This window comes from candidate division KSB1 bacterium, assembly GCA_024655945.1.
Lineage (GTDB): Bacteria > Zhuqueibacterota > Zhuqueibacteria > JANLFK01 > Oleimicrobiaceae > Oleimicrobium.
Genome location: JANLFK010000001.1, coordinates 451234 through 467520 on the forward strand (window position 1 = coordinate 451234; position 16287 = coordinate 467520).

The following is a 16287-nucleotide window of genomic DNA, read 5'->3' on the forward strand; positions in this document are numbered from 1 at the left end:
TCGCTTTTCCTCTTGACTTTTTCTCCGGCTGTGGTTATATTATAGGCGGTGTGTGGGCGTAGACGACGCTCAGGCACCTGCTCTATTGTGCTCGCGGCAGTGCAGCGTCGACGTGTGGGCTCGACCATCACACGGAAGGAGGAAAGAGCTATGAAGCGTGGTGTATGGCTGGCGGCAATCGTATCGGTGGCAGCCCATGGCTTCCTCTGGGCAGGGACCACGGGCAAGATCGCCGGTACGGTGAAGGACAAGAGCACCGGCTCCCCCTTGCCTGCGGTCAATGTCATCCTGGAAGGCACCACCATGGGTGCGGCCACGGACAATGATGGCTACTACTTCATCATCAACGTGCCGCCAGGCAAGTATAGCGTACGGGCCACCATGATCGGCTACACGGCGGTGGTGAAGCACGAGGTGCAGGTCACGGTCGACTATACCACCAGGGTCAACTTTGAGCTGTCGCCCACGGTGCTGGAAGGGCAGGTCGTGGAAATAATCGCCGAGCGACCGCTCATCGAGCGCGACATGACCGCAACGGCCAGCGTCACCACGGGCGAGCAGATCGACAAGATGCCGGTGAATACCTACCAGCAGGTGCTGGCCACGTACCCCGGCTTTGTGGAGTCAGGCACCGGGCTGAACCGCGAGTTCAATGTCCGTGGTGGGCGTGCCGGGGAGCTTGCCTACCTCATCGACGGCTTTTACGTGGAGGACCCGCAGGTCGGCAGCATGGGGAGCAACGTGGCCAACGTGGGCATCGCCGAGCTGGCAGTGATGACCGGTACGTTCAATGCCGAGTACGGCGAGGCCATGTCTGGGGTGCTGAACATCGTCACCAAGGAAGGCGGTGCCAATTACTCTGGTCGTGTTCGCTTCCGTACGGATAAGGGGGCGAATCCGCACGAGGTCACCTATTTGCGCAAGTACCAGCGCATAGAGAATGGCGTCCGCACCGATTGGGTCACCTCCGACGGCCAGCCTATTAGCGTCGCGGGCACCGCCCCGGCCACGCCAGGCAGCAATAAGAACAACCCGAAGTACTGGGAGACCGTCACGCAGAAGCTGCGCGACTATGACACCTACCGCCTGGACGCCTATGTGGGCGGACCTATCCCGTTCTTGGGCAAGGCGAACACCTTCTTCGTCTCCGGCGACTATTTGGACACCGATACCTACCTCGGGTGGACCGGCATTCCCTACCGCATCGAGAGCCGGGGCAACGGCAAGCTGGTCTTCAAACCGCTGGAAAGCATCAAGCTTACCCTCGGAGGCGTAGTGGGCAGGTCGCAGTACAAGAACTACGCACACGGGTACAAGTACGTGCCCGACGCGCTGGAGACCAACTACGAAGACAACTACATGTTGAACTTCACCCTCACCCATGCGCTCAGCCCCAGAACGTTCTACACGCTGCGCGGCTCCCACTTTGTGACCAACTACGCCTACAGGGGCTTGGAGGAAGACAAGTTCTTCGTCTACAAGAGCAAGCGCACCGGCAAGACCTATGTGGGCAGGGAGTACGCAAAGTACTACCAGCTCAGCGACTCGCTGGAGTACGCAGGCAAAGCCGGCCGTACTCGTCCAGACGAGGAGTACGAATTCAACAAAGGGTGGTGGACCTACCAGTACGATGAAAGCGGGGCGAAGGTCGACAGTACCTGGACGATCGGCGGCGACAACGACTTTGAAGAGCGTAAGAACGCCATCAGCACCCTCAAGTTCGACCTTACCAGCCAGGCGACCAAGACGCACCAGTTCAAGGCCGGAGTCGAGGTCAAACAGTTGGATCTGCGTTATTTCTACGTGGGCGGCCCCTACAACCCGAAGCCCGAGTACTACCACTACAGCCACAAACCCGTGGAGGGCGCTGCCTACATCCAGGACAAGATGGAGTTCGAGGACTGGGGTCTGGTGGTCAACGCCGGCCTGCGCGTAGATTATATGGACACCAAAGCGAAGTACTTTGGCGATCCCACCAAACCCACGACCGCCGAACTGAAGGACGCGGAAAAGAGGATCCATGTCAGCCCCAGGCTCGGCTTCGCTCACCCCGTGACCGACAGGGCAGTGCTGCATTTTGCCTATGGTCACTTCTACCAGGTGCCCGACTACCAGTACCTCTACTATTTCGAGAACCAAGACGACCCGAACTATCCCTATCCGGACCTGTCCATTTACGGCATCTACAGCTGGGTGGGCAACGCCAATCTGAAGCCAGAGAAGACCATTGCCTACGAGATCGGCGTGCAGACTCGCCTGAGCCGGGACATCGCCCTGGACGTCAGCCTCTACTACAAAGACATCTTCGACTACACCGCCTTGCAGCGCTTCATGGCCACGCCTACCTCCTACTGGCGCTATGTCAACATGGACTATGCCAATGCCAAGGGAGTGGAGGTCTCGTTGGAAAAGCGCTTCTCCCGCTTCTTCGGCGGCACGCTCAACTACGCCTACTCGCGAGCGGAGGGCAATGCTGCGAACGTCTCTTCTCACTACAACGATTGGTACTCTTTCTCGGTGTTCAAGACCTATCCGCCCAAGAAGACGGTGACCATGGACTGGGACCAGACCCACACCATGAATTTTGTGCTGGACATTGGCAGACCCGGCAACTGGGCGGTGAACATCGTGGGCAACTATGGCAGCGGTCTCCCCTACACGCCCATGAGCTCACGCGGTCTGCGTCTCGACGAGCCGAACAGCGCTCGCCGTCCGTGGACGATGACGGTGAACCTGCGCGCGCAAAAGTTGTTCCGACTTATGGGCATGGAACTGGCGCTCTATGCGGATGTCTACAACCTGTTCAACAAGCGGAACGTGCTGGCCGTCTTCGGCGATACCGGCAAGCCCGATGCCACATCCGACTGGGACGAGACCCAGGACTTTGTCTCGCGTCCCCACTACCTCGGGCCGCCGCGCACGTTGGAGCTCGGTCTAAGCGTTGGATTCTGACGAGCCACACAAGGTCAAAGCCCGTACGGAGGAACCTGCCATGAGAGGAAGATTCATCGCCTTGGCGATTGCCATTCCCCTGCTGCTGGGCGTGGTGTTTGTCTCCACGGCTGGCGATCGCCCTGAAGGAGGCATGAGCAAGTGGGAATACTACCAGCGGCTGGCGCAGCAGCGCAATCTGTCCGGTGCTCTCGGCAAGCCAAGCGGTTTCCAAGACCGGAAGTACGGCCGCTTGGATGTGGGCAAGATACGCCTGGAGATCAACAATGCCAACCGTCTGGGTTACAGCCGGGAGATGATTACCTTCGAGTACCCCATCGGCTCGGGCATTACGTATCAATGGTGCGAGGCGCTGATTGTGGGCGGCAAGCTCAAGGGCGAGAAACGGATCTCATGTGGCGCCCGTGGCTGCTACGATGACATCAATGAGAACCACTACGAGCCGCTCCCTGGCTACGACTCAGGCATCGGCGAGAATGGCCTGGCCATGAGCAACAAACCCAATTCCTGGGCGCCGCAGTGGCCGGCGGATGTGGGGCCCATCGGTTCGTTGGGCTTCCCTGGAGTGAAACCCAACGGCGAGGTGGCTGCCGACGCCGAGGCCATCTGGATGGCTGTGGATGACGACCCCACCTGCCAGCAGCCGACGCCGCTGCACATTCGCACCTACGGACGGGCCATGCAGTGGTCCAGCTTGCTGGCCGATGATTTCATCGTCTTCAAGTACTTCATCACCAACACTGGCACCGATACCATCAAGGACTGCTACGTTGGCGTGCACACCGATATGGACTGCCCGGAAGAAGGCGACAACGAGTGGATGGACGACTTTGCAAAGTACATTGCCCCACAGGACGATCCACTGCTCGGCAGCTTCTTGTATATCTGGGACGGCGACGACAAGTCGGCGGGATATGTGAATAAGAACGTTGCCTGGCAAGGCCTGAAGATGTTGGAGACGCCCAAGGGCAAAGACGGCAAGGAACTTGGCCAGACCACGCTTTTCGTGGCAACTTACGACGACTTTTTCGTGCCCACTCAGGCGGATGTCTACGACATGCTCGCCTCGGGCATCGACAAGATTGACAACGTCCAGCCTCACCCCAACGACTGGACGCGGACGCCGGGCACGTACGGGCCGGACGTGACCTCTTTGCACGCCTCGGGGCCATTCGACTTGGCCCCCGGGGAAACGGTGACCTTCACCTTCGCCAACATCTTCGGCGCTAACAAGGCCGAGCTCATGGCCAATGCCACCCTGTGTCAACTCCTGTACAATGCCGGCTACAGCGCACCCAGCGCACCTCAGCAGCCCAACGTGCGCGCCTATGCCGGCGATCAGACGGTGACCCTCTACTGGGATGCCGAGCCTTCGGAGAGTTCGGTGGACCCGCTCACTGGCAACAACGCCTTCGAGGGGTACCGCATTTATCGCTCTACTGATCGCGGCCTGACCTGGGGCGAGCCCATTCGCGATGCCGTCGGCGCAGTGGTTGGCTACGTGCCCATTGCCCAGTTCGACCTCGAAAACGGGGTCACAGGAACAAGCCCCTTGAACCCCTATCTGAAGCTCGGCGATGACACGGGACTGCAGCACAAGTACGTTGACCGCAACCTGCAGAACGGCGTCGAATACTGGTACGCCGTCTGTGCCTACGACCGGGAGGATATCTACGGCGACTTGCGCATTCCGCCCATGGAGAATGCGCGCAGCACCGAGCCAGACAAACCCGGCGACAACACGGTGCGCGTCGTGCCGCAGAGCCCGGCGGCAGGCTTGCGGCAACCGGCCCTGGCCATCGACCACCAGGCAGGGCTCTCCACGGTGGAGCCGCATGCCGAGATCTTAGACCCCTTGGCAGTGATCGACAATCGCTATCTCCTCACCATCGACGACTCGAACCCGGCGGCGAAGACCTTCAGCTTGTATGACAGCCTGCGCAAAGCAACCGTCATCGCTAACTCGCCGCTACTGCACGGCGAGGAGTACGCGCAGGTGGTCGACGGATTCCGGCTGATCATTGTCGACGAAGAGCGGATCGCCTTCGACAAGTCACGCAGCTATTGGGCCACAACTGCCGGCGACACCGCGCAGACCAATTGGTCCATTCTGGCCGTGCCCACGACCACACCCAGAGGGTCCGACTACGAGGTGCGCTTCACGGCGCGGGGTGACACGCTGACCGGGCGCATTGTGCCGTTCGAGCTGTGGAACGTCAGTTACGGACAGCAGATCGACGGCATTGTGCAGAGCCCGGCCAGCGACACCAACCAGTACAAGGTGCTGCTCAAGGAGAAGGTCGATGACAAGACAAAGTTCACCTGGACGGTTACTTTGGCTGCCCCACCGCCAAAGCAAGTCATCACCACCCGCGACACGGTGATCAACGGCGTGCCGACCACAATCTCTGATACCACCTACGTGCACATCGGCATAAGGCCGCGCACTGGGGATATGGCCAAAATCTACACATTGCGGCCACTGGCCGCTGCCGATCGCTACCTGATAACCACCACGGCAGCTACTGCGGCTGGGGCAACGGTCAAGGACCTGCAACAGGTCCGCGTGATCCCCAACCCGTACGCAGTGACCTCGGTCTACGAGAATTCGCTGACGCCTTGGGTGCGGGAGCTGCAGTTCCATGGCCTGCCTGAGCGCTGCAGCATCAGGATCTTCACCGCCTCGGGAGAACTGGTGCAGATTCTCCATCACCAGCCTGGTGACCCGGGCTACCGTGGCCCCAGCGTGCAGGCATGGAACTTGTGGACCTATAACGACCAGGAGGTAGCCTTTGGCGTGTACATCTTCCACGTTGAGGCACCTGGGATTGGCGAGAAGTTAGGCAAGTTCGCCATCATCAAGTAGCCAGGCCCGTATGCGGCACTCACCATCCAATTGAGGAGGCCGGAGAATGAAAGTGCGTCTGTACTTCTGCGTTCTGCTGGCGGTGGCGGTCGCTGCCGCACCGCTCCTGGCAGGCAATGACAATACCGGAACTTCCTGTGCCAACTTCCTCAAGATAGGCGTTGGTGCCAGGGCTGCAGCCATGGGCGGGGCATGCGTGGCTTCTGTCACCGACTACTCTGCGCTGTACTGGAATCCGGCGGGCATTGCCCGCATCGGCGGAGCGCATGTGGGCATTGCCTACACCGACTGGATTCTGGACATAAGCCATAGCTTCATCGGCGCCACCTACTCGTTGGGCCCGTGGGGCACAGTGGGCGCCAGCCTCAACTTGCTGGACTTTGGCGAGATGGAGCGCACCACGCCGTCAGAGCCCTATGGAACCGGCACTTACTTTGGCGCCTCTGACTTGGCCTTAGGGGTGGCCTATGCGCGGGAACTGACCGATCGTTTTGCCGTGGGCGTGCAGTTCAAGGTCATCCGCGAATCCATCAGCTTCAGTAGCGCGAGCGCCATCGCGGTGGACGCCGGCACCCAGTTTGTTACCGGCTTTCACGGCATGCGTCTGGGCATGTCCATCACCAACTTTGGCGGCAAGATGACCATGCGCGGCACCGACCAAATGGTGAAGGGCGACATCGACGACGTCATCGAGGGGAACCCGCTCAAGGAGTCGCGCTTGGAAACAGAAGCGTGGCCGCTGCCCCTCACTTTTCGCATGGGCCTGTCGCTGGACGTGCTGCGGGGCGACTTTGCGACGGTGACCGTCAACACGGACTTTGTTGACCCCCGCGACGTCAACCCCTACGCCACCTTGGGCACTGAGATTGGCTGGAACAAGATGGTCTTTCTACGCGGCGGGCTGGTCTATGCCCCAGATGGTTTCGATGAGCAAAAGTTGAGCAAGGAGCAGGAGCTCAGTCTCTTTTACAAGGTAAAGATTGCCGCAGGCGGAGGCCTCCGCTTCACCGTGCCCGGCACACGGGCGACCTTCTGCTTGGACTATGCCTACACAGACCTGGGCATGCTGGACTATGCGCACCGCTTCTCTTTCAGCATAGGCTATTGAGTTCTGTCCCTCCTGCAAGAAGCACAGCGCCTCGTCGGAGCGGCGGGGCGCTGTGCATTTGTGGCGGCACAGGAGAAGTTCTTCTACTCGAGCACGAAGCTGGTCGCTGCCGACGCCTGTTGTCCAGTGTTGTGGTCTGTCACGGTCACCACGAGCTCCGTGCGCCCGGCTGGACAGTTGCTCATGTCCAGCTGCACGTAGCGCTGCTCCCAGTCCGCAGTGCCCTGGCTGCGAAAGGCCATCTCCACTGCCTCGCTCCTTTTGCCTTGCACCAGGAAGCTCACCGCCTTGGCCAGCTCGGTGAGCAGGCCACTGCCGCCGGCGCTGCGAAGCGCATAGGCGACGTGATAGTCACTCTTGCCGCTGCTATCCAGCCTCAGGTTGTAGACCTCGAAGTAGACAAAGACCGGTTTGCCCCTCGGGAATTGCCGCTGCAGGGTGGGTACCACCAACACACCGTTGGGCTTCAGGTGGCGGGCTGGCACCTGCTCCACAATGCGCAACGAAAGCTGCAGGTCGCTTATCATGAGGCTGTCCCCGGCAAACGACCGCACCCGCAACTGGCTCTTCAAGACGGCCAGACGATCTGACTCGGGGCATTCCAACTCCAGAGCCACGTTATACAGGCCAGGGGTGAGCAGCTCATCATGCTGGTTCACATAGGACCGCCTCGCAATCTCCTCCCGCGCACCTGCGGTGAGCTCCAACGTTTCGCTTCTGCGCAGAAGCGGCTGATAATCTTCGTCAAAGAGCGTGAGACGCTTGTGCAGATGACTGACCAGTGTGGCCTTGTCCCCAGGCGAAAAGCTCAGCTCCTCCAAGGGGACAGAAAAGTAGAACTCCACGCGCGTCGCCCCCTCAGCAGCACGAAAGCAGGCCGAGGCAAGCTGTGCGCTAAGGGGCTGCTGCCGGTGCTGGAAGCTGAACCGATGCGGCGGCGCTAAGCCGAGAGCTTGCGTCTTCTCCGTTGCCAGACCGCTCACCAAGCTAAAGTAGGCGTCGGCGTTTCGTTGCGCACCTCGAAAGGCACCGTAGCGGTGGTGCAGAGACTCGCGTTCGGCGTAGAGCTCGCAGGCAATACGCGCCTTCTCGTTGAGCGGCACACCGACCACTGCCTGGGAGAGGTCGTTTACCTCCTGATACCCGTAGCCCATGCGCCGCACAAAATCGACAAACAGATTGAGGCCGAAGTACGCCCACGTCAGGTTGTCAAGATACTGACGGCCCGAGCCAGCCATCTCCACAGAATCGTCCGGAGGACCGTACCGGAGGTAGTACTTGGCGCGGTCGTCCAAGTAGGTCGGGCCAACGAGGCAGGAGAAGTGCTCCCACGCGTAGGCAAAGCGCGTCTCGAATTCCTCGCGGTAGGGATTCTGCGGAGAAGATGGCAGAGGATCAATCATCCGCCAATACTTCTCTTCCCATCGGGCACGGGCGCCGGAATCGGGCAACGCCTCGTACAGACGAGCTAACTCCTGCGGCAGGGTCAGGGAAAAGGCCGCTTCTCGTGCACGCGCACGACGCTGCTCCCCGGGAGATGCCATGGTCGCGAGCCCTGCCAGCACTGCGACACACACCGCGCCGCAGTAGAGCACAGTCCGCATGTTGCCCATATGCTGAATCCTCCTTTCGCTGGTGAGAATTGTAAAGAATTCCGTCGGAAAATGCAAGAGGAATTCAGCCCGGCTGGCCAGGCCTGCGATAAAGCAAAGTTGCGAAGCTGATGACGCTCTCCCCTGCCGCAGGGGAGGAGCATTTGCGCCCCAAGGCCTATCGGGGGAGGTCCCCTTTGTGCGAAACCCCCCGCCGCCTGGAGACGACAGGGGGTTTGCACGTAGGATGGTGGAAGAGTGAGGGTGTGGTTTCAGGATTGTTCGGTAAGCAGCCCAGCCATCCAGTGAAATGGTCACACGACGCCAGGGATGAATCTGTAGCGCACGCGCCGTCTATAGGCCCGGTAGCTGGCCTCAGAGGAAAGGATCTCCTCTTCAGCTGCGGCACGCACATATTGGCCCACAAAGATTCCCGTGACAAGCAAGGCGTTGAGCCAGGTCACATTGCCCAGCAGAAATCCGAAATAGTAGAGCAGCTCGCTGGAATAGAGCGGATGTCTGACAAAGCGATACATCCCCGTGGATTTGACGGTGCGCACTGCGGGCACCACCCCGAAGCTTCGTCCCAGGCTGACAAGCGAGGCGACTATAGCGACCATCCCGATGCCCTGCACCGCCGCAGACATCGTGTACAGGACAGTCGATCCGGATTTCGCCGGGTGGAGGCAGAAGGAAAGAAACACGGTGCCGAGCGCTGCAAACCAATCGAAGGTGCGACTAGACACGGCCGTGCTCTGCCGACGGGTCAGGAAAAGGTAGAACAGAAGGGAATTCACAAACATTAGTTCGAGGGTGAGGACATCCCCAGTGTGCCGCCAGTGCGCGTAAGAAAGTCGGGCGAAGCGCAGGTAGAAGAGCGCAAGTACGCCGTTGGTGAGAAAGTGGGTAAGCTTGGCAAGGTAAGCGAGGTGCGTTCCGTCCGGGGCAAGGTGAACTACATCGCCCACGCGCACCTTTGTGCTGCGGCACACGCCTGCAGGCAGCTCCAGCACACTGTTGGCATTAGGCACCGTCTGCACCACGCGCCCAGGTTGCAGTTCCGATACGATGCGCACCACACGGTTCTTCGCGTCTAGAAAGAGCGCGTCTATGGGCTGCCGCATGCCCAGGGTATGGATTGCCTGGCAGGGCCGCAACCAAAGGGCCAAGCCGTGACGGAACTGGCGGATGCCGAGAAGTCCCACCAACCGGGCAAGGTAGGTATTTGCCTCCACCACTGTGGTAGCTAAGGTGCGCCGCCTAGTCGTATCAATTGCGGGCATTGGGTCCTCCCTGCAATTGGGACTGCACGCCCTTACCAGATCTTCAGCACGACCACGGCGTGCTTCTGCAAGTCGATGACCCGCTCTTCGCGCACCACGCGGCTCCCCTCCACGCGGGTCTTGTAGCCCTCGGCCAGCGTCACCTGCCGGTCACTGATTTGCACCAGACGCCCTTCGTAGCGACGCCCGTCTTCGGTGACTGCTTGCATCAGGGGAGCAGTCTCTGCACGCAAGCGACCGTCGGTATGGAGGCTCTTGATCTGGCTCCCCACGAAGACCGCCTTGGGCGGCGTTGCCGGCGGCGCATACTTGTGGATGCCGCCTCCGCAAGCCACCATCACCGTGCCCAGCAGAATGGCGAAAGTCATCACACACTTTCTCATTGCCTTCACCTCCACACTGTTCGCCTCATCGAATCCCACCTGAAGAAAAGACTTTGATCACTTGGAGCAAGCCAGGTCCCAAGAGAACCACAAACAGGGCTGGCAAGATGAAGAACACTAACGGAAAGAGCAGCTTGATGCTCGTCTTGGCTGCTGCTTCTTCGGCGCGTTGCCGACGCCGCGTGCGGAGACTATCCGACTGCGCCCGCAGCGTCTTGGCCATACTCGAACCCAGACGGTCGGTCTGGATGAGGATCGCCACGAACGATTGAATATCCTCCACCGGGTTGCGCTGGGCAAGATGGCGCAGCGCATCGTGCCGGGAGATACCGGCGCGCGTTTCTTTGGTGACCATCAGGAACTCTTCACTGACCACTGGACAGTGCAGCTTCAGCTCCTCCCCCACGCGCAGCAGGGCAGCGTTGAGCCCCAAGCCGGCTTCCACACAAACCACCATCAGGTCCAGAGCATCGGGCAGGCCGCGAACGACAGCCTTCTTGCGGCGATTGATCTGGCCCCGCAGCCAGAGTTGGGGCATAATGTAGCCCGTGAGGGAAAATATGGTGATAATCGCCACGCTCACCATCGCCGGCTTGTGCGTGGCCGCCGCCATGCTCATGCCGGCCAGCCCAAGGAGCAGCGTGAGGACAATCTGGGCGCCGATGAAGATGTGCACGGCATCGTTGCGCATCACGCCGGCCTGCATGAGCTCGCGGCGCAGGCCCTGCAACTTCTTTTCGCTCAGTGGACGAGACTGACTTACGCGCTCCAGCACCCGCACCATGGCCGGACGGAGCCTGTCCACCCCTGGCACTGTGCCTTCCTTCTCACGGACAGCATAGTCCTCCTGAACGTAGCGATGAAGGCGCTGGATAACCGGGTTTCGCTTCGTGAAAAGCATGTATAGCCCGTATCCGACCAGGAGGGTGATCGCAAAAGTTGCCAAAGCTGTCGCAACGATCAGGTCCATGTGATGCTCTGCCGATCCTAAGGCTTGATATTCACAACCTTCCTAATGACCAGGAAGCCCAAGAACTGCATAAAGAGGGCCATGCCGATCATGTACTGCCCAAGCCTCTCAGTCACCAAGAGCATGATGTACTGCCGGTTGAGCAGGGAAATGATGAGGGCCATGATGAAGGGCATGCCCGTGAGCATCCAGCCGGTGAAGCGCCCTTGCGCCGTCTGTGCCCGTACCTGGCCAATCAGCTTGAAGCGCTCGCGAATCGTGAGGCTGATCTTCTCCAGCAGCTCAGTCAGGTTTCCGCCTATGTCCCTTTGAATGAGCAGCGCCGTGACGAAGAAGCGCAGATCGAGGCTATCGATGCGCTGCGTAAGCCTCTGCAACGATTCCTCGATGGGCACGCCCAGGGCCTGCTCTTCGTAGGTCTTGCTGAACTCCTCGCTAATGGGCGGCTGGGCCTCTTTGCCCACCATCCCCAAAGCGCCGACAAAGGAGAGGCCGGCGCGCAAGGCGCTGGTCATGAGATCTAAGGCGTCAGGGAAGTGACGCTCAAACAGCTTGAGACGGCGCTTCTTCTTGCGCTTCACCCAAAGCAAGGGCAGAAACCCACTGGCGATGGTGACGAGCATGGTGAGAGCAGGATTCTGCAGCCGCACCGTAAACAGAAACGCCACACTGGCCACGATGAGCATGATGAGCACCATGCTGCCCACAGTCATCTTCATGCCCGCCTGGTCGAGAAGGCGCCGCAGCGCCGCCGCAAAGTCCATGCGCCGGAGGATGCGGTTGAAGAGTGGGATGGTACTGAGCTGGTCGCGCGTGATGACGATCTCGGCGGGCTCCTCCTTCTTGACCTGCGCCTTCTGCAAGGTGAACCGCTCCAACCGCTCGCGCACTCGCCGGCGCCGCTTCTCTGTGGGGAGCGTCACCCCGAAGTAGAACAAGCCAAACCCTAACAAACAGGCAATGAGTATGTCAATAGCATCAATCTGCACGACTTCCTCGACTTCGTGAAGACCGTCTTCCCGCTCCTTGGTCACAGGGAGCTGGCCACACCTTCGCGCTTGTAAAGACTCAGCAGTCGGCCGAGGACCTCCACAACAAACACCTGAGCATTGATGGCCACCCCCTTTTGTGCAGCCAGCTCACCCTTGCTCAACTCTCTCTGGAGCGCACGGGTGTGGATTTCCACGACGTCCCGCGCGCCTGCCGATTCCTCCCGCAGTCGCATGACCAAGTGAGCTATGCGTGGGTCAGGAGACTGGCGCACGCCGTCTCCCAAGTAGTCGTCCATCAGCTCGGCGTACAGTTCAGCAATCTCCTCCACGAAGCGCGGCTTCCGCTCCTTGAGCGGCTGGTCAACATCCTCGAAGATGGCCGATCTGCCGTTGAGCATCTGTCGGTAAGCGGCCAAAGCGGCCCGCAGGCTCGTCTTGTCGTCCTGACCGTTTTCGCGCAGCGCCTTCAGGTCATCCAAGATCTTGCGCCTTTCCACCGCATAGCGGATGGTGCGGCGCAAGGTCTCGCCGGTGGCGGTGCCTTTGACCAGATAGTCTTGGGCGCCCATATGCAGTGCCTCCACCGAGCTGCGCTCGTCGTCAAGCCCGGTGAGCACAACCACCGGCACCTCGGGGTTCTGCTTGCGCACCGCCACGACCGTGTCTAACCCCTGGCTATCCGGCAGAGAAAGGTCCAAGAGGACGACATCGAACTTTTCCTTTTCCAGGCGGCGGAGCGCAGCAGAGAGCAGGCCCACGCGTTCCAAGCTGAAGGGAAGGGGCCCAGGCTCCGAGAGGGCAATTTCCACCAGCCGCGCGTCGCCGGGATTGTCCTCCACCAGGAGCACCTTGTAAGGTTCTTCCACCATCGCATCCTACTCCTTGGGTAGGTTCACTACGGAGAGCCAAAAATGCTCTACCTCCTTGACTACCTCCAAGAAACGTTGCAGGTCCACGGGTTTGCTGATGTAACAATTGGCGTGGAGCGCATACGACTTGACGATGTCCTCCTCGGCCTGCGAGGTGGTCAAGATGACCACCGGTATGTGGCACAGTTCCGGGTCGGACTTGATCTGAGCGAGCACTTCCCTCCCATCCACGCGGGGGAGGTTCAGGTCCAGCAAGATGAGTCCCGGGCGCGCCGCATTGGCATAGGGACCCTGGCGCCGCAGATAGGCCAGGGCCTGCTCACCGTCGTTCACGACGTTGAGCTTATTCCTGATCTTGTTCTCCCGAAAGGCCTCTTGTGTCAGGCGCACGTCACCCGGGTTGTCTTCCACCAAGAGTATCTCAATGGGCCGTGCGTTGCTGCGATCGTCCATCATGCTTGTTCCTCCCTGCCATTGTTCGCGGGCAAAGTGAAGGTGAAGCAACTCCCCTTGCCAGGTTCCGACTCGGCGCGAATGCGCCCACCGTGGCGCTCCACAATCTTTTTCACTACGGCCAGACCGATGCCTGTCCCGGGATACTGCTCCCGGGTGTGCAGGCGCTGGAACACGCCGAAGATACGGTCGGCGAATTTCTGCTCGAAGCCGATGCCGTTGTCACGCACCGAGATCTCCCAGTTCTTCTTGTCGGACGCCACTCCCACATGAATCCTTGGAGTCTTTGCGTTGCGGAACTTGATGGCATTGCTGAGGAGGTTTTGCAGGACCTGCGTCATCTGGGTTCGGTCCACGCTGACTGTGGGCAGCGGGTCATTGGTGATGACCGCCCCGCTCTCCTCGATGGCGAAGCGCAAGTTCGCCTTCGCATCCTCCAGCACGGCGCCCAGGTCCACGGGCTCGAAAGGCTTGCCGCGGGTGCTCACGCGCGAGTACTGCAGCAGGTCGTTGATCAGCACCTGCATGCGTCGTGCGCCATCCACGGCGAACTGGACGAACTGCTGAGCCTCGGCGTCCAGTTTGTCCTTGTACCGTTGCGCCAGCAGCTGGCAATAACTGGACACCATGCGCAACGGCTCCTGGAGGTCGTGCGAAGCAACATAGGCAAACTGCTCAAGGTCGGCGTTGGAGCGGGCCAGTGCCTGGGCGCGGAGGGACAGCTCCTTGCGCGCCTTGCGCAGGGCAGCCAGGTTCATGGCGCGCGATACGGCAACCGTGGCATAGTCGGCAAGGAGCGCAAGGTCGGATTCGTCCTCCTGGCCGAGAAGCCTCTCCTGCTGCGGCTCCCCGACCACCAGGAGGCCATACACGCTACCACCCGGTCCAAGCAGCGCTGCGGCCAGGAGCTGCCTCTTGCCCTCTCCGACGCGCACGGCGCGTCTTGCCCCTTGCCTGAGGGGAGCATAGGCCTTGTCATCGTAGCACAGCACTTCTTGCGCCCAGGCACTGGCCTCTGCCTCTTCCTCGCTGCTGACGACAAGTTTCGCCAGCCCCTTGCGGTCACTGGTAAACTCCCCAATGGCGGCACGGCGACATCGCAACATCTCGCGCGCCGCATCGCATATCTGGCGGTAGATCCCAGCCACGTCTGAGGAGCGGATGAGCTGCATGGTCAGGCGGTTGATGACATCGGCGCGGCGCAGGCGTTCCTCGCGCTCTTCCTGAATCCGCTTCTGCTCGCTGATGTCCTCGACCATGCCATCGTAGTACAGAGGCGCACCGCTGTGGTCGCGGATGCACGTCGCCGACAATTTCGCCCAGAAGCAGGAGCCGTCCTTGCGCGCCAGGCGCAGTTCCAGCCCGTCGACCTTGCCCTGTTTGAGCAGTTGGCGCCGGCACGCCGCGGCTTCCTTTTTGTCCAGGATAAGCGCGGCAAGACCGATGCGCAGCAGCTCTTCGGGGTCTTCATAGCCGAGCAAGCGTGCCAGAGCCGGATTGGCACTGCGGAGGGTGGCACGCCGATCAGGGGCGGCGCGGAAGATGCCCACCGGCACGTTCGCCTGCAGGGTTCGGTACTTCTCCTCGGACTCTGCCAACGCCCGCTGCGCCCGCTTGCGCTCGGTGATGTCCTGATAGATGCCAAAAGCACCGATGCGTTCGCCGCGAATCATCACTGGCACGCCGAAGATCTCCACGTCCACTGGCGAACCATCGCGGCGATGGCGCACGGTCACCACGTGCACTCGGTCGCCGGCCATCACCTGCTGCGTCAGGGCAAGCGCCTCGCCCGACTTGTCCTCTGCCGCCACGAATGTATCCAGAGGCTGGCCGATGATTTCATCGCGCTGATACTGGAAAAGACGCTCAAAGGCGGGGTTGACGGTAGTAACCTTCCCTTCCAGGTCGACAGCCACGACAGCCAACGGGGAGTTCTCGATGAGCGCCTGCAGATAGGTGCGCTGTTGCTTGATGCGCTCCTCTGCCTCACGCCGCGCGGTGACGTCCTGGAAAACGAGCACCACCCCCAGAATGCGTCCGCTGTCATCTCGAATAGGAGCAGCAGTGTCGTCGATGGGGATCTGGCGCCCGTCGCGCCTGTTGACCAGGACGGTGCGCAGGAGCGTCAGCGGCTTGCCGTCCTTGAGCACCGCCGCGACTGGGTCGCTCACCGGGTCATGGGTCTCTTCGTCGAGGATGGTGAGGATCTCGTTCCACGCCTTGCCCAGCGCCTCTTCCTGCGTGCAGCCGACGAGTGCCTCCGCCACCGGGTTCATGAAGACGATTCGACCAGCGGCATCGGTAGCGACCACCGCATCGCCAATGCTGCGCAAGGTGGTGGCCAGCCACTGCTCGCTCTCGCGCAAACGCCGCTCAAGCGTGTGCCGATACAGGGCCATCTCCACGGCCGTGTGCAGCTCGCGCTCCTCGAAGGGCTTGAGCACGTACCCAAAAGGCTGGGTCACTTTGGCCCGCTGGAGGGTAGTCTCGTCTGAATAGGCAGTGAGGTAGACGACGGGAATGTCCATTCGCCGCCTGACCTCTTCGGCAGCCTGGACGCCGTCCATCTCGCCCTTGAGCTTGATGTCCATCAGGACGAGGTCAGGGCGCTCGTTTTCGGCCTTGGCGATGGCGTCTTCGCCCGAGGCAGCCACGCCAACCACCTCGTAGCCGAGCCCCTGCAGCCTCCGCTTGATGTCCATCGCGGTGATGGCGACATCCTCAACTACCAGTATTCTCGCTCTCTTTGCCATGCTCGACGACTTCCTCCTCCCTTCCCAGCGACAACACGCGTCCTGCTGAGCTGGTCAGCTCCCTCT

General features: G+C 60.7%; 11 protein-coding genes. 3 read left to right on the forward strand and 8 right to left on the reverse strand.

Annotated features, from left to right (window positions below):
* The first annotated feature begins 150 nt into the window (after positions 1-150).
* The 3 genes from NUW13_01905 to NUW13_01915 are packed head-to-tail and all read left to right on the forward strand — an operon-like array spanning position 151 to position 6926.
* Positions 151-2952 carry a TonB-dependent receptor gene (locus tag NUW13_01905; protein MCR4437782.1) on the forward strand — a complete coding sequence of 934 codons (2802 nt, stop codon included), beginning with the start codon at positions 151-153 and terminating at the stop codon, positions 2950-2952.
* Positions 2953-2992: 40 nt separating this feature from the next.
* Complete coding sequence (locus NUW13_01910; protein MCR4437783.1) at positions 2993-5818, forward strand: hypothetical protein; 2826 nt, start codon at positions 2993-2995, stop codon at positions 5816-5818.
* A 46-nt stretch (positions 5819-5864) separates the two neighbouring features.
* Complete coding sequence (locus NUW13_01915) at positions 5865-6926, forward strand: PorV/PorQ family protein (protein MCR4437784.1); 1062 nt, start codon at positions 5865-5867, stop codon at positions 6924-6926.
* Between the two features lie 83 nt (positions 6927-7009).
* Here the strand turns inward: NUW13_01915 and NUW13_01920 are convergent, their stop codons facing one another.
* The 8 genes from NUW13_01920 to NUW13_01955 all read right to left on the reverse strand — a co-directional run bounded on the left by NUW13_01920 (position 7010) and on the right by NUW13_01955 (position 16221).
* Complete coding sequence (locus NUW13_01920) at positions 7010-8539, reverse strand: GWxTD domain-containing protein (GenBank protein ID MCR4437785.1); 1530 nt, start codon at positions 8537-8539, stop codon at positions 7010-7012.
* A 293-nt stretch (positions 8540-8832) separates the two neighbouring features.
* Positions 8833-9801, reverse strand: coding sequence for a DUF192 domain-containing protein (locus NUW13_01925; protein ID MCR4437786.1), 969 nt, complete (start codon positions 9799-9801; stop codon positions 8833-8835).
* Positions 9802-9833: 32 nt separating this feature from the next.
* The gene (locus NUW13_01930) at positions 9834-10184 is read right to left on the reverse strand and encodes a hypothetical protein (protein ID MCR4437787.1); all 351 of its coding nucleotides are present in this window, start codon (positions 10182-10184) and stop codon (positions 9834-9836) included.
* 25 nt (positions 10185-10209) lie between these two features.
* Positions 10210-11154, reverse strand: coding sequence for a type II secretion system F family protein (locus NUW13_01935; protein ID MCR4437788.1), 945 nt, complete (start codon positions 11152-11154; stop codon positions 10210-10212).
* A 17-nt stretch (positions 11155-11171) separates the two neighbouring features.
* Positions 11172-12188 carry a type II secretion system F family protein gene (locus NUW13_01940; GenBank protein ID MCR4437789.1) on the reverse strand — a complete coding sequence of 339 codons (1017 nt, stop codon included), beginning with the start codon at positions 12186-12188 and terminating at the stop codon, positions 11172-11174.
* Entirely contained in the window at positions 12185-13015 is an 831-nt protein-coding gene (locus NUW13_01945; protein MCR4437790.1) for a response regulator, read from the reverse strand. The genes NUW13_01940 and NUW13_01945 overlap by 4 nt, the downstream gene beginning before the upstream one ends.
* A gap of 6 nt (positions 13016-13021) precedes the next feature.
* Entirely contained in the window at positions 13022-13471 is a 450-nt protein-coding gene (locus NUW13_01950; protein MCR4437791.1) for a response regulator, read from the reverse strand.
* Positions 13468-16221, reverse strand: a complete 2754-nt coding sequence (locus NUW13_01955) for a PAS domain S-box protein (GenBank protein ID MCR4437792.1) — start codon at positions 16219-16221, stop codon at positions 13468-13470. Before NUW13_01955 ends, NUW13_01950 begins: the two co-directional genes overlap by 4 nt.
* Between the last annotated feature and the right edge of the window lie 66 nt (positions 16222-16287).

Coding starts and splice junctions, on each gene's coding strand:
- NUW13_01910 (MCR4437783.1), top strand. CDS start 2,993: ATGAGAGGAAGATTCATCGCCTTGGCGATTGCCATTCCCCTGCTGCTG.
- NUW13_01945 (MCR4437790.1), bottom strand. CDS start 13,015: ATGGTGGAAGAACCTTACAAGGTGCTCCTGGTGGAGGACAATCCCGGC.
- NUW13_01935 (MCR4437788.1), bottom strand. CDS start 11,154: ATGGACCTGATCGTTGCGACAGCTTTGGCAACTTTTGCGATCACCCTC.
- NUW13_01930 (MCR4437787.1), bottom strand. CDS start 10,184: ATGAGAAAGTGTGTGATGACTTTCGCCATTCTGCTGGGCACGGTGATG.
- NUW13_01950 (MCR4437791.1), bottom strand. CDS start 13,471: ATGATGGACGATCGCAGCAACGCACGGCCCATTGAGATACTCTTGGTG.
- NUW13_01920 (MCR4437785.1), bottom strand. CDS start 8,539: ATGGGCAACATGCGGACTGTGCTCTACTGCGGCGCGGTGTGTGTCGCA.
- NUW13_01925 (MCR4437786.1), bottom strand. CDS start 9,801: ATGCCCGCAATTGATACGACTAGGCGGCGCACCTTAGCTACCACAGTG.
- NUW13_01955 (MCR4437792.1), bottom strand. CDS start 16,221: ATGGCAAAGAGAGCGAGAATACTGGTAGTTGAGGATGTCGCCATCACC.
- NUW13_01915 (MCR4437784.1), top strand. CDS start 5,865: ATGAAAGTGCGTCTGTACTTCTGCGTTCTGCTGGCGGTGGCGGTCGCT.
- NUW13_01905 (MCR4437782.1), top strand. CDS start 151: ATGAAGCGTGGTGTATGGCTGGCGGCAATCGTATCGGTGGCAGCCCAT.